Source organism: Streptomyces sp. S.PNR 29, from assembly GCF_030386795.1.
GTDB lineage: Bacteria > Actinomycetota > Actinomycetes > Streptomycetales > Streptomycetaceae > Streptomyces.
Map to the genome: position 1 here is coordinate 54789 of NZ_JANUQM010000005.1, position 12106 is coordinate 66894.

Genomic DNA, 12106 nt, shown 5'->3' on the forward strand with positions numbered 1-12106 from the left:
TTCGCCTTCCCCCGTGACGCGCCGTCGGCTGTGTCGGTGCGGGCACAAGGATCTCCATTTCAGGGGCGGCGTACACCTGCGGGCACGGAATCTCCCCGGTACGTGTGACAGATGAGGCCGGAATGAACCCCGTGCGGCATGTGCGCGTCGGCGGTCGGTGGCGCACCCCCTGGCGGGCCGTGCGAGGATGGGGCGTCCGCGCACCAGGTCGGGGGGAGAATGTCCTCGTCGGAGTAGATGTGTCGGGCGTGTCGGACGGCTTTGAGGCGAAAGGACCGGAGCGTACGTGAGCGAGAATCAGAACCTCCTCGCGGAGCAGCGGCGCGCCCTGATCCTCGACGAGGTCCGCCGCAGGGGCGGGGTCCGGGTCAACGAGCTGACCCGGAAGCTCGGCGTGTCGGACATGACGGTCCGCCGCGACCTCGACGCGCTGGCCCGGCAGGGCGTGCTGGAGAAGGTGCACGGCGGTGCGGTGCCGGTGGTCGAGGCGAGCACGCACGAGCCGGGTTTCGAGGCCAAGTCGGGTCTGGAACCGACGGCGAAGGAGGACATCGCGCGGGCTGCGGCCAAGCTGGTCTCGCCGGGTGCCGCGATCGCGCTGTCGGGCGGTACGACGACGTACGCGCTGGCGCATCAGCTGCTCGACGTGCCGGATCTGACCGTCGTCACCAACTCGGTGCGGGTCGCCGACGTCTTCCACGCGGCGCAGCGCACCTCGGGCCCACGGCAGGGCGCGGCCACGGTCGTGCTGACCGGCGGGGTGCGCACCCCGTCCGACTCGCTGGTGGGGCCGGTGGCCGACCAGGCGATCGGGGCGCTCCACTTCGACATGCTGTTCCTCGGCGTGCACGGGATATCGCTGGAGGCGGGCCTGTCGACGCCGAACCTCGCGGAGGCGGAGACCAACCGGCGGCTCGTGCAGTCGGCCCGGCGGGTGGTGGTGGTCGCCGACCACACCAAGTGGGGCGTGGTGGGCCTCAGCTCGTTCGCGGCCCTGGAGCAGGTCGACACCCTGGTGACGGACGGCGGTCTGCCGGCCGACGCGCGCGCGGACGTCTCGGAACATCTGAGCCTCGTGGTGGCGGGCGAGCCGGAGAACGGTGACTGAATCCGGCCGCACTGACATCTGACGGGCCGCCAGCTAGTGTGGCCCGGTACCAGGGGTCAGCGAGGGGGGTCGTCCATGGCGCGCCGTCTGCGTCGTCTGCGTCCGGTGGGGCTCGACCACGTCGGCACCGCCCCCGTACGACTGGTCTTCGCCCGGGAGATCACCGCCGCCCCCGAGGCGGTCTTCCATGCCCTCGCCGAGGACGTGCCGGGCTGGGCCGAGTGGTTCGCGGCGGTGACGCTGGCACGGCCGGCCGGCGACGGGGCGGGACGCGAGGTCCGGCTGAAGGGCGGCACGCGGTTCGAGGAGACGGTCCTCGTGGCGAAGGAGCCCGAGGTGTACGCCTATCGCGTGGACGCGACCGACGCGCCGGGAGTCCGTGCGCTGGTCGAGGAGTGGCGGCTGACGCCGGCCGGCACCGGCACACGCGTGCAGTGGACGATCGCCGCCGACGGGACGGCGCTGTTCCGTCTCGTCGTGAGGTCGGCACGCTCGGGCCTGGGGCGGCAGTTCAGGCACGCGGTCGCGTCGCTGGACCGGCGTCTGGCGCGCCGGTAGCTCAGTCGGGCCAGGTGCCGGTGAGGAGCAGCGACTCGATCGCCGCGGTGTAGGGACCGATGTCGAGGCCCTGTTCGGTCAGCCACGCGTCCGAGTAGTACTTGTCGAGGTACCGGTCCCCCGGGTCGCACAGGAGCGTGACCACGCTCCCCTGCCGCCCCTCGGCCACCATCTCGGCGACGATCTTCAGCGCGCTCCACAGCCCGGTGCCCGTCGAGCCGCCCGCCTTGCGGCCGATGGCCCGCTCCAGGGCGCGGACGGCGGCGACGCCTGCCGCGTCGGGCACCTTCATCATCCGGTCGATGGCGCCGGGCACGAAGCTCGGCTCCATGCGGGGGCGGCCGATGCCCTCGATGCGGGAGCCGCAGTCGCAGGTGACATCCGGATCTCCGGTGGTCCAGCCCTCGAAGAAGCAGGAGTTCTCCGGGTCGGCGACGCAGATCCGGGTGTCGTACTGCATGTAGTGGACGTAGCGCGCGAGGGTCGCGGAGGTGCCGCCGGTGCCGGCCGTGGCGACGATCCACGCGGGCACCGGATACCGCTCCAACCGCAGCTGGCGGAAGATGGATTCGGCGATGTTGTTGTTGCCGCGCCAGTCCGTGGCCCGTTCGGCGTAGGTGAACTGGTCCATGTAGTGGCCGCCGGTCTCGGCCGCGAGGGCGGCGGCGGCCTCGTACATCCTGCGGGGGTCGTCCACGAAGTGGCACCGCGCGCCGTGGAACTCGATCAGGCGCACCTTCTCGGCGCTGGTCGTGCGGGGCATCACCGCGATGAAGGGCACGCCGATCAGCTTCGCGAAGTACGCCTCGGAGACGGCCGTCGAGCCGCTGGACGCCTCGATCACCGGGCGGCCGGGCCGGATCCAGCCGTTGCACAGGCCGTAGAGGAAGAGAGAGCGGGCGAGCCGGTGCTTGAGGCTGCCCGTCGGATGGGTCGACTCGTCCTTGAGGTACAGGTCGATGCCCCACGGTTCCGGCAGCGGGAAGCGCAGCAGGTGGGTGTCGGCCGAGCGGTTGGCGTCGGCCTGGACCCTGCGGACGGCTTCCTTCAGCCACGCCCGATAGGCGGTGTCGCTGCGGTCGACATCGAGGGTCGCGCCGGGCCTGGTCTGCTGGGGGGTGGTCACGACGGGGCTCCTTAGGCTGCGCGCCGACGGCGGGTCGCGCGGGCGGCACACCGCATCATAGGCACCTTTCGCACGCTTCTCACCTGCATAAACGGATCTTTGAGCGCCTCTAAGGCGCCCCTGTAGCAAGGGGGTGCACGCCCCCGGGGCCGAGGGGTGCACGGACCTGGGGGCGCGTTCGCGGGCGTGCTCCGTTGCGCCCCGTCGCGACCCCGTCGTGCGTACTGGTGCTCGACGCCGGGCGCGGGCAGACTGCCAGCGGACGGGACGAGGGCCCGAACGGGGACGCACACTGGAGCACGACACGCGCCGGGCAGGTTCGGCGCGCCGACGCACGCGAGGGGGCAGGGGGCATGGCGGAGCCGGAGTTCACGGCCATGGGGGTGCGGATCGGGAAGCGGCTGCGCTCGCTCACCCGGGCCGGACAGGTTCGGATCAGTGACGGCAGGCTGGAGCTGCTCACCAGCTACGGCAGTGTGATCGACAGTGCGCCGGTGCAGGCGGTGCGTGCCTCCCGGCCCTGGTTCGCCCCCGAGGACCGGGCCCTCGCGGACCTCAACGGCAATCGGTACCTGCTGACGCTCGGCGAGCACGATCCCGCTCCGGGTGAGCCGGGGCCGCCCGCGGCGCGTCGCTTCATCGAGGCCGTGCGCAGGGCGGCGGGGCGCGGCGGCTGAGATGTCCGCGAGTTGCGGTACCCCACCCCCTGGGTCACTCTTGTCTCACGTCACTCTGGGTTTACCGGCGATAACGCTGCGAACCAGCCCGCCGGCCATCACAGCAGGCGGCCGTTTGGACGCAAGCACCCTGCTGGATCCGTATCCGTGTTCTTCCGGACCTCACGTCGGGGAGTCGCAGCCGTGATCAGTCACCCAAGCAGGCACTGCACGGTGGAGCTCCAAGCCCTGCCGTCGCGGATCGGCCAGGTCCGCAGAATCGTATCTGCGCAGTTGCGCTACTGGCACCTGGATTCCCTGATCGACCGGGCGGCGCTCGGCGTGACGGAGCTGTTGACCAACGTCCACCGGCACGCCCAGCCCGACAAGACCTGCACCGTGGAGATAGAGCTGCTGCTCGACCGGCTGATGGTCTCGGTACGCGATCACGATCCGCGTCTGCCGGTGGTGGAGGACCCGGGCGACATCGCGCCGCTCGCGACCTGCGGGCGCGGGCTGGCGATGGTGGCCGCGATGAGCGAGAGCTGGGGCGCACGGCCGGACGGAGACTCCGGCAAGGTCGTCTGGTTCACGCTCCCGACGCCCACGGCCGCGAGAACCACCCCCGCCCGCCCGCGGCGGCGCACGGCCGCGGAGAAGCCCGCGCACCGGTTCGCCGAGGTCGAGCACGCGGTGGACGTCGCCAGGCCCCAACCCACTCCCGCCCGGTCGGCCGTTGCCGGCTGACCGGGCGGTGACCCACCGTGCGGGTCACTCGGTGGCGATGGCCCGCAGCACGTCGAGGCGCGCCGCGCGCCGGGCCGGGCGCAGTCCCGCGAGGGCGCCGGCCGCGAGGCCCACCAGCGCCACCACCGCGAGCTGCGCGGGTGGCAGCGCGAAGGCGAAGGCGCTGTCGGAGGCGCCGTCGGAGGCCCGCACCAGCACCCAGCCGAGGAAAGCGCCGAGCCCGAGCCCGCCTGCCGTGCCGAAGGCGGCGACCAGGACCGACTCCCAGCGGACCATGGCCCGCAGTTGGGACCGGGTCTGGCCGACGGCCCTGAGCAGGCCGAGTTCACGGGTGCGTTCGTGGATCGCCAGCGTGAGGGTGTTGGCGATACCGAGGAGCGCGATGAGGACCGCCAGGGCGAGCAGCGCGTAGACGAGGGTCAGCATCATGTCGATCCCGCCCGCCGAGGACTGCGCGTACTCGTCGCGGGTCTGCACGTCCGGGTTGCCGTACCGGTCGGCGACCTGCTCCACCGCGGCCTTGCCCGCGTCCGTGCTCACGCCGTCCTTGAAGGAGACGGCGACGAGGGTGTCGGAGTCCTGGGTGCGGTGCGGGGCCCAGGCGGCACGGGTGATGACGTAGTCGCCGGCGAGTTCCGACCGGCCGTAGACCGCGCGGACCGTGAAGGTCTCCCGCTGTCCGTCGGTGAAGGTGAGCCGTGCCTTCCCGCCGGTGGTCAGGCCCTGCTTGCCGGCCTCCTTCTCGGTGACGGCGATCCCGTCGGTGCCGAGGTCGCGCAGGGAGCCGTGGACCGTGCCGAGGTCGAAGGTGCGTTCCAGGGCGACCGGGTCGGTGACGGTCAGCGCCCGTCCCCTGCCGTCGACTTCGGCGACGCCCCGGCCGAGGCCGACGGCGGTGTCCACCTCGGGCAGTTGCTGGATCGCGCCCGCCAGCCTGGGGCTCAGTCCGCTGCCACCGGCGCCGAAGGACGGCGTGCTGACCGCGACGTCGCCCGCGAAGGACCGGGACACGGTCTGGTCCATGGTGGCCTTCAGCGAGGCGCCGAACACCGTGAACAGCGACACCACGGCCACGCCGATCATCAGCGCGCCGGCCGTGGCGGCCGTCCGCCTGGGGCTGCGCAGGGCGTTGCGCCGGGCGAGGGCGCCGGTGACGCCGCGCAGCCGGTCGAGGGGCGCGCCGAGGAGGCGTACGGCGGTGGAGGAGGCGACCGGGCCCAGGGCCACGAAGGAGGCCAGGGCCAGGACGGCGCCGAGTCCGGCCAGCCACACGGACGGGGATACCAGGACGCCGGTGAACGTCACGGCCAGGGCCGCCGCGACCAGGCCGATGCCGGTGACGGCACGCGCGCGGGAGGCGCCGGAGGTGTCGACGGACGTCTCGCGCAGCGCGGCCAGCGGCGCGGTGCGGCCGGCCCGGAGGGCGGGCATCAGGGCGGAGCCCAGGCAGACCACGACACCGACCGCGAGCGGCAGCAGCAGGGACAGGGCACCGACCACCAGGGCGCCGTCGGGGAAGGGGAAGCCGATGGCCGGGAACAGCGCCCGCAATCCGGCGGCGATGCCGATGCCGCCCGCCAGTCCCGCGGCCGACGCGGTCACGGCGACGGCGGCCGCCTCGGCGAGGGTGGACGCGGTGACCTGCCGGCGCGAGGCGCCCAGGGCGCGCAACAGCGCGTTCTCACGGGTGCGTTGGGCGACGACGATGGCGAACGTGTTGTGGATGGAGAAGGTGGCCACCAGCAGGGCGATGCCGGAGAACACCAGCAGGAAGGTCGTGAACAGGGTCAGGAACTGGCTGGAGATCATGTCGGTGTTCTCCTCGGCCGACTCCTGACCGGTGATGGCCTCGACCCCCTTGGGCAGCACGGGAGTCAGCCGGTCGACGAGCTCCTGCTGGCTCACGCCGGGCTCGGCCCGTACCACGATGCTCGCGGCCTGGCCCGGCTTCGCCGTCAGGTACTTCTCCGCGTCGGACCGCGTCATGCCGGTGAAGGTCACCTGCGCCATGCCGTCCTCGCCGCCGAAGGTCGCGAGGCCGACGATGGTCACCCTGACCGGGTCGGGAGTGCGCAGGGTGGTCGTGTCGCCGATCTTGAGGTCGCCCCGCTGCGCGGTACCGCGGTTGACGATGACCTCGCCGGACCTCTCCGGGGCGCGGCCTTCGGCGAGCCGGTACGGGTTGAGCCGGGGGTCGTTGATCCAGTTGCCGGCGAGGGTGGGCGGGCCCTGGCCGCCGATGGGCTTGCCGTTCGCACCGATCAGCTGGCCGGCGCCCTGGATGTCGGGGGCGGCGGCCGCGACGCCCGGGACCTTCTCGACGGTGCTCACCAGGCCGGTGCCGACCGGCTGCCGTACGCCCTCGCTCTCGCCGGGTGTGGTGATGGCGTCGGCGCTGCGGACGACGGCGTCCGTACCGCTGGTGGCGTTGCCGAACAGGGTGTCGAAGCTGGCGCGCAGCGTGTCGCCCATGACGAGGGTTCCGGCGAGGAAGGCGACACCGAGGAACACGGCGAGGAAGGTGCCGGCGAAACGGCGCTTGTGGGAGCGCAGGGAGGACACGCTCAGGCGCACGGAGGCGTTCATGACGGCACCTCGAAGGCTTTCATGCGGTCCAGGACCTTGTCGGCGGTCGGGGATTCCATGCGGTCCACGAGGCGTCCGTCCGCGAGGAAGACGACCTCGTCGGCGTGGGCGGCGGCCACGGGGTCATGGGTGACCATGACGACCGTGCGGGCGGTCCGGCGCACGGTGCGGCCGAGGAGCCCGAGGACCTCCTCGCCGGAGCGCGAGTCGAGGTTGCCGGTCGGCTCGTCGGCGAAGACGACGTCCGGCCGTCCGGCGAACGCCCGGGCCACGGCGACGCGTTGCTGCTGCCCTCCGGAGAGTTCGGCGGGCCGGTGGTGGAGCCGGTCGCGCAGGCCGACGACGTCGATCAGCGCGTCGATCCACTCCCGGTCGCCCTTGCCGCCCGCGAGGTCGAGCGGCAGCGTGATGTTCTCCGCGACGGTCAGCGTCGGCACCAGGTTGAACGCCTGGAACACGAAGCCGACGCGGTCGCGGCGCAGCAGGGTGAGGCGGCGGTCGTCGAGGGTGCTCAGGTCGGTGCCGCCGATGTGGGCGGCGCCCGAGGTGAGAGTGTCCAGCCCGGCGGCGCAGTGCATCAGGGTGGACTTGCCCGAGCCCGACGGGCCCATGATCGCGGTGAAGCGGCCGGCCGGGAACTCCACGCTGACGCCGTCGAGGGCGCGTACGGCGGTGTCTCCACCGCCGTACACCTTCACGGCGTCCACGACCCGGGCGGCAGCGCGCACGGTGGTCGTCGTGGTCATGCCGCACCGCCCCCGGTCGTACGGCCGAACTGCTCGTCCAGGACGGACAGCCGGCGCCAGTACTCGTCCTCGTCGATCTCGCCGGAGGCGAAGCGGCGGCCGAGCACGGCGACGGGCGAGTCGCCGGACGGACGCGGGTCGTCCGGAGCGCGCCACGGTCCGCGGCGGCCGCGCCCGACGGTGCGGCGCAGCACGGTCACGGCGCCGATCGCGACGACCGCCCAGAACAGCGGGAAGAGCAGGATCCACGGGCCGGGGCCGCCGTCCCAGTGCGCAAGGGTCTGCATGTCGGTTCATCTCCCGGATGTCGGTCTGTGGCTGTGCTGCTTCGAGACTCGCGCCGCGGAGGGCTCCGGGTCGTCGTACGGCCAGCGGCAGTCCACATACCTCCCGGGGAGTACGCGGGGAGTGCCTGACTGCTCGACTTCTGTAACTACTAGTATGTACAGTGCGGGTATGAGCACCTCGGAGCGACTGATCGAGTCCACCCGCGAGCTGCTGTGGGAGCGCGGTTATGTGGGCACCAGCCCGAAGGCGATCCTGGAGCGGTCGGGCGCCGGGCAGGGCAGCATGTACCACCACTTCAAAGGGAAGCCGGACCTCGCACTGGCCGCGATCCGGCGGACGGCCGAGGAGCTGCGAGCCACCGCCGAGGGAGTACTCGGCGGTCCGGGAACACCGTACGAGCGGATCGAGGCGTATCTGCTGCGTGAGCGTGACGTGCTGCGGGGCTGCCCGATCGGGCGGCTCACCATGGATCCGGACATCATCGCCAGCGACGAGCTGCGCGCCCCCGTGGACGAGACCCTCGACCGGATCCGGGAGCGGATCGCCGGGATCGTCGAGGAGGGCAAGGAGCAGGGCCAGTTCGCGCCCTCGCTGGACGGCGAGGAGATCGCGGCAGCCGTCCTCGCCACCGTCCAGGGCGGGTATGTCCTCGCCCGCGCGTCCGGCTCACCCGCCGCGTTCGACACGGGTGTCCGGGGGCTGCTGTCCCTGCTGGCGCCCCGTTCCGCCGCCTGAGGAGGCTTCGATGCACGCCATGCAATACGAGCTCACCATGCCCGCCGACTACGACATGGACATCATCCGGCGCCGGGTGTCCCGCATCGGGCATCTGCTGGACGAGTGGGAGGGCCTCGGCGCCAAGGCGTATCTGATGCGCGAGCGCGGGGTGGACGGCTCGCCGGTCAACCAGTACGCGCCGTTCTATCTGTGGGACACCGTGGAGGGCATGAACTCCTTCCTCTGGGGAGGCGCCTTCCAGGGGCTCAGCGACGACTTCGGACGGCCGTCGGTACGGCAGTGGACGGGTGTGGCGTACGAGGCGGGCGGCGGCTCTGCCGCGCGGGTGGCCGTGCGGCGGCGGCAACCGGTGCCGGACGCAGGGACGTTGTCCGGGGTGATGGAGGACGCGGTGCGCGAGACCGGGCGGCTGGCGGCCGAGGACGGTGCGGTGCTCGCGGCGGCGGCCGTGGACACGAGCCGCTGGGAGCTCGTCCACTTCTCGCTCTGGGAGCACGACGTGCCCAAGGCCGAGGGCGAGCTGTTCCGGGTGCTGCACCTGTCGGCGCCGGGGCTGGACCGGCTGCGCCGGGGGCGTCAGTGGTGAGCACGGTCCGCACGGTGCTGGGGGACGTGCCTCCGGGGCGGCTGGGCGTGTGCGACGCCCACGACCATCTGTTCTTCGGCAGTCCCCGACTGCCCGGGCAGGAGTTGAGGAGTGTGCCGGCGGCGCGGGCGGAACTGGCCGCGTTCCGGGAGCAGGGCGGGCGGACCGTGGTGCAGTGGACGCCGTACGGGCTGGGGCGGCGGGCCGCCGATCTGCCGCCGCTGTCCCGGGAGACCGGGGTGCACGTGGTGGCCGCGACGGGACTGCACCAGGCCGTTCACTACGACGACGAGACGCTCGCGCACCTGCGCGGCAGGCTCGCCGAGGTCTTCGTCTCCGAACTGACGGAGGGCATCGGGACCTCCGGGGTCCGCGCGGGGCTCGTCAAGGTCGCGGGCGGTTTCCACGCCCTCGACGCGCACGCCCGGTGGACCATGGCGGCGGCGGCCGAGGCCCATCACGCGACGGGAGCGCCGATCGCCGTGCACCTGGAGCTGGGCACCGGCGCCCTGGACGTGCTCGACCTGCTGTGCGGCGAGTCGGGGGTGCCGCCGCACCGGGTGATCCTGGGGCACCTCAACCGCTCCCCCGACCTCGTGGTGCAGCGCCAGGCGGCCGAGTCGGGCTGTTATCTGGCGTTCGACGGACCGTCGCACGCCCACCACGCCACGGACTGGCGGATGCCGGACGCCGTACGCGCCCTCGCCGACGCCGGGCACGGCGACCGGCTGCTCCTCGGCGGCGACACCACCACCGCCGCGGCCCGCTCGGTCAACGGCGGCCCGGGGATGCCGTATCTGCTGCGCCGGGTGCGGCCACGGCTCGAAGTGGCCCTGGGTGCGGAGCTGGTGGAGTGGATCCTGACCGCGAACCCGGCACGGGCCTTCGCCGTGGACTGGTCCCCGACCGGAGAGGGGAGCCGCTGACATGCCTCCAGGTGCTGACCGGTCACGACGGCACACACAGCACGCTGCGCTGCGGCGACTACCTCGGTGTGCGCCGCGACGACGGCATCGTGTACGTCTCGATCACCATGCGGTCGGGCCGCACACCGGCACAGAAGCAGGCGCTGTACCGGCGGATCGCCGAGCTCGCCGAGGAGCACGCGGGGACCGAGCCGCGGAACGTGTTCGTCACCGTGACCGAGAACGAGTCCGCCGACTGGTCACTCGGCCACGGTGTGGCGCAGTACCTCGTGTCCTCGGACCGCCCCCAGGTGTGCGGTGATCGAGCCGTCGCCGTCCGCCGCGGACGGTCCGCCCGGTGAAGGAGCTCTGGTCCCCGTCGTCGTCGGTGCCTGGCCCTTCACCGAACAGCTCACTCGGAGATGCTCGGAAGCACCTTCTCAGTGATGCCGAGGAGAGCGCCGTCGTCCGGGAGGGCTCCGGAGGTGCTCCACACGGTGAGCTCGTAGTAGCCGCCCCGGTCGTCCCGGTCGAGGGCCACGGTCAGCGTCCTGGCCAAGGGGCCTTGTTCGACCGGCCCGCCGGATCCGCCGCTCCCGAGATCGATCTCCAGCTTCATGGTGTGATCCGAGGAGAACACCGCGGGCCGGCCGAGGACCGTGAGTGTCTTGACGTCCTTCTCGTCCCCGTACTTCATCAGCTTCACGTACTGGTCGATCGACAGCTCGTTGTAAGTGGCCGAGACGTTCACGGTGTACGTTTCGAACGCCACCTCGGCCTCCGGCTGGGCGACCTTGCCATCGGTCAGGGCAGCGGTGTTGCTGGTGCCGGAAGCAGTGGTCGCGGACTCTTCGGGGGTTCCGAGGAGCCTGGCCAGGTCCGGCCGGTTGAGCGCCTCGCACAGCTCTTCCCCGGTCACAGGGCGGGGCGTCTCCTTGTAGGCCTTCGGCAGTTCCTCGTGGTCCCCGGCCGAACACGAGGCGGGCTGCGAGGTGGTGTCTTCGGACGGCATCATGCGTGGGGCCAGCACCAGCGCGGCCCCGAGTGCCCCGAACAGGGCCACGGCCGCGAAGGCCTGGCCCCACGCGTTGGGCTCCTTCTCGGGCGTACGCGGGCCGGGACGCGGCCCGACTCCGGCCCGGGCCTGAACCTGGACCTGCGCCTCGGCGGCGGCATCGACCGCCGCCCCGTCTGCGGAGGCCGCCGGACCCGGCTTCCGGCGGGCGCGCAGTGCCCGGACCACCGCGTGGACGCGTAATGCGGTGAACACCAGGAACACCGCGCCGAGTCCGGCCGCGACCCGATCGTGATCGCGGACGGCGAGATACATGATGCGTACGCCGAGAACGGACCCGACCGCGATGAGCAGGGGCTCGCGGAGCCAGAACGGCAGGAGACGGAGGAGGAAACCGAGCATCCGGTGATCTCACCAGGGCAGGACCACATGCGCCGTGGTGGAGGCCACAGTTCCGGGTACGGGCCACGGTCAGCGCCTGTCAGGCGCTGCTGCCCGGCCTGTTGGCCCCGTTCCGCGCCGCCCATCCCCAGGTGCGGCTGGATCTGCGGACCGGTGACGCGGCGGCGCTGGCCCGGCTGGACGAGGGCGAGGTGGACGTGGCCGTGGCGGGGGTCCCGGCCCGGCTGCCCGAACCGCTGGTGAGCCGGACCGTGGCGGTGACGGAGCTGGTGCTCGTCACCGCGCGGGACCGGCGGATCCGGATCTCCGCGGCCCCTTCGTCCTCCCCCACCGCGGGCTGGTGCGCGAGGCCGCCGACCGCTGGTTCCGATCCCGCGGCACAGTGCCCGACGTGGCCTGCGAACCGGACGGTCACGAGGGGCTGCTGGCACTGGTCGCCCTGGGCTGCGGCACCGGAGTGGTCCCCCGTCTGGTCCTGGAGCACAGCGCGGTGCGGGACGGGCTGGCGGTGCTGCCCGCCGATCCGGCACCGGAGCGGTTCCCGATCGGGCTGTGCGTGCGGCGGGCTGATCTGCGGGGGCCGTTGCTGGCGGCGCTGTGGAGTCTCACGGCACCCGCCGCCGCGACCAGTGGGGTCTGACCACC

At 72.5% G+C, this 12106-nt stretch carries 12 protein-coding genes and 2 pseudogenes; 9 read left to right on the plus strand and 5 right to left on the minus strand.

Annotated features, from left to right (window positions below; translation table 11 throughout):
- Positions 1-286: 286 nt before the first annotated feature.
- Together NW895_RS15250 and NW895_RS15255 are read left to right on the plus strand one after the other, a co-directional pair.
- On the plus strand, positions 287-1108 hold the full coding sequence (locus tag NW895_RS15250) for a DeoR/GlpR family DNA-binding transcription regulator (protein WP_289936067.1): 822 nt from the start codon (positions 287-289) through the stop codon (positions 1106-1108).
- A gap of 75 nt (positions 1109-1183) precedes the next feature.
- Positions 1184-1666 (plus strand): SRPBCC family protein, encoded by a 483-nt coding sequence (locus tag NW895_RS15255; RefSeq protein ID WP_289936068.1) that lies wholly within the window; start codon positions 1184-1186, stop codon positions 1664-1666.
- Between the two features lies 1 nt (position 1667).
- Here NW895_RS15255 and NW895_RS15260 read toward each other — a convergent pair whose 3' ends face one another.
- On the minus strand, positions 1668-2792 hold the full coding sequence (locus tag NW895_RS15260; RefSeq protein ID WP_289936069.1) for a PLP-dependent cysteine synthase family protein: 1125 nt from the start codon (positions 2790-2792) through the stop codon (positions 1668-1670).
- 353 nt (positions 2793-3145) lie between these two features.
- On the opposite strand from NW895_RS15260, the gene NW895_RS15265 reads away from it, so the two are divergent.
- Positions 3146-3469 (plus strand): hypothetical protein, encoded by a 324-nt coding sequence (locus NW895_RS15265; RefSeq protein WP_289936070.1) that lies wholly within the window; start codon positions 3146-3148, stop codon positions 3467-3469.
- Between the two features lie 183 nt (positions 3470-3652).
- Entirely contained in the window at positions 3653-4195 is a 543-nt protein-coding gene (locus NW895_RS15270) for an ATP-binding protein (protein WP_289936071.1), read from the plus strand.
- A gap of 24 nt (positions 4196-4219) precedes the next feature.
- On the opposite strand, the gene NW895_RS15275 is transcribed toward NW895_RS15270, so the two are convergent.
- From NW895_RS15275 to NW895_RS15285, 3 genes are read right to left on the minus strand one after another with little or no spacing between them, the layout of a single operon-like run.
- Positions 4220-6781 carry an FtsX family ABC transporter permease gene (locus tag NW895_RS15275; protein WP_289936072.1) on the minus strand — a complete coding sequence of 854 codons (2562 nt, stop codon included), beginning with the start codon at positions 6779-6781 and terminating at the stop codon, positions 4220-4222.
- Positions 6778-7527, minus strand: a complete 750-nt coding sequence (locus tag NW895_RS15280) for an ABC transporter ATP-binding protein (protein WP_289936073.1) — start codon at positions 7525-7527, stop codon at positions 6778-6780. Before NW895_RS15280 ends, NW895_RS15275 begins: the two co-directional genes overlap by 4 nt.
- Positions 7524-7814, minus strand: coding sequence for an SHOCT domain-containing protein (locus NW895_RS15285; RefSeq protein WP_289936074.1), 291 nt, complete (start codon positions 7812-7814; stop codon positions 7524-7526). The genes NW895_RS15280 and NW895_RS15285 overlap by 4 nt, the downstream gene beginning before the upstream one ends.
- Positions 7815-7968: 154 nt before the next feature.
- On the opposite strand from NW895_RS15285, the gene NW895_RS15290 reads away from it, so the two are divergent.
- The 4 genes and pseudogenes from NW895_RS15290 to NW895_RS15305 all read left to right on the plus strand — a co-directional run.
- Entirely contained in the window at positions 7969-8550 is a 582-nt protein-coding gene (locus tag NW895_RS15290; RefSeq protein ID WP_289936075.1) for a TetR/AcrR family transcriptional regulator, read from the plus strand.
- A 10-nt stretch (positions 8551-8560) separates the two neighbouring features.
- Positions 8561-9139, plus strand: coding sequence for a DUF4865 family protein (locus tag NW895_RS15295; protein WP_289936076.1), 579 nt, complete (start codon positions 8561-8563; stop codon positions 9137-9139).
- The gene (locus NW895_RS15300; RefSeq protein WP_289936077.1) at positions 9136-10065 is read left to right on the plus strand and encodes a phosphotriesterase; all 930 of its coding nucleotides are present in this window, start codon (positions 9136-9138) and stop codon (positions 10063-10065) included. The genes NW895_RS15295 and NW895_RS15300 overlap by 4 nt, the downstream gene beginning before the upstream one ends.
- Before the next feature lie 8 nt (positions 10066-10073).
- Positions 10074-10406, plus strand: a pseudogene (locus tag NW895_RS15305) (tautomerase family protein); the annotation flags it as partial.
- Between the two features lie 50 nt (positions 10407-10456).
- Here the strand turns inward: NW895_RS15305 and NW895_RS15310 are convergent.
- Positions 10457-11461, minus strand: a complete 1005-nt coding sequence (locus NW895_RS15310) for a DUF6215 domain-containing protein (RefSeq protein ID WP_289936078.1) — start codon at positions 11459-11461, stop codon at positions 10457-10459.
- Between the two features lie 62 nt (positions 11462-11523).
- On the opposite strand from NW895_RS15310, the pseudogene NW895_RS15315 reads away from it, so the two are divergent.
- Positions 11524-12101, plus strand: a pseudogene (locus NW895_RS15315) (LysR substrate-binding domain-containing protein); the annotation flags it as partial.
- Positions 12102-12106 lie beyond the last annotated feature (5 nt).

Excerpts from the sequence above, each read along its gene's own strand:
- NW895_RS15265 (WP_289936070.1), top strand. The coding sequence starts at position 3,146 with ATGGCGGAGCCGGAGTTCACGGCCATGGGGGTGCGGATCGGGAAGCGG.
- NW895_RS15285 (WP_289936074.1), bottom strand. The coding sequence starts at position 7,814 with ATGCAGACCCTTGCGCACTGGGACGGCGGCCCCGGCCCGTGGATCCTG.
- NW895_RS15295 (WP_289936076.1), top strand. The coding sequence starts at position 8,561 with ATGCACGCCATGCAATACGAGCTCACCATGCCCGCCGACTACGACATG.
- NW895_RS15290 (WP_289936075.1), top strand. The coding sequence starts at position 7,969 with ATGTACAGTGCGGGTATGAGCACCTCGGAGCGACTGATCGAGTCCACC.
- NW895_RS15255 (WP_289936068.1), top strand. The coding sequence starts at position 1,184 with ATGGCGCGCCGTCTGCGTCGTCTGCGTCCGGTGGGGCTCGACCACGTC.
- NW895_RS15275 (WP_289936072.1), bottom strand. The coding sequence starts at position 6,781 with ATGAACGCCTCCGTGCGCCTGAGCGTGTCCTCCCTGCGCTCCCACAAG.
- NW895_RS15310 (WP_289936078.1), bottom strand. The coding sequence starts at position 11,461 with ATGCTCGGTTTCCTCCTCCGTCTCCTGCCGTTCTGGCTCCGCGAGCCC.
- NW895_RS15280 (WP_289936073.1), bottom strand. The coding sequence starts at position 7,527 with ATGACCACGACGACCACCGTGCGCGCTGCCGCCCGGGTCGTGGACGCC.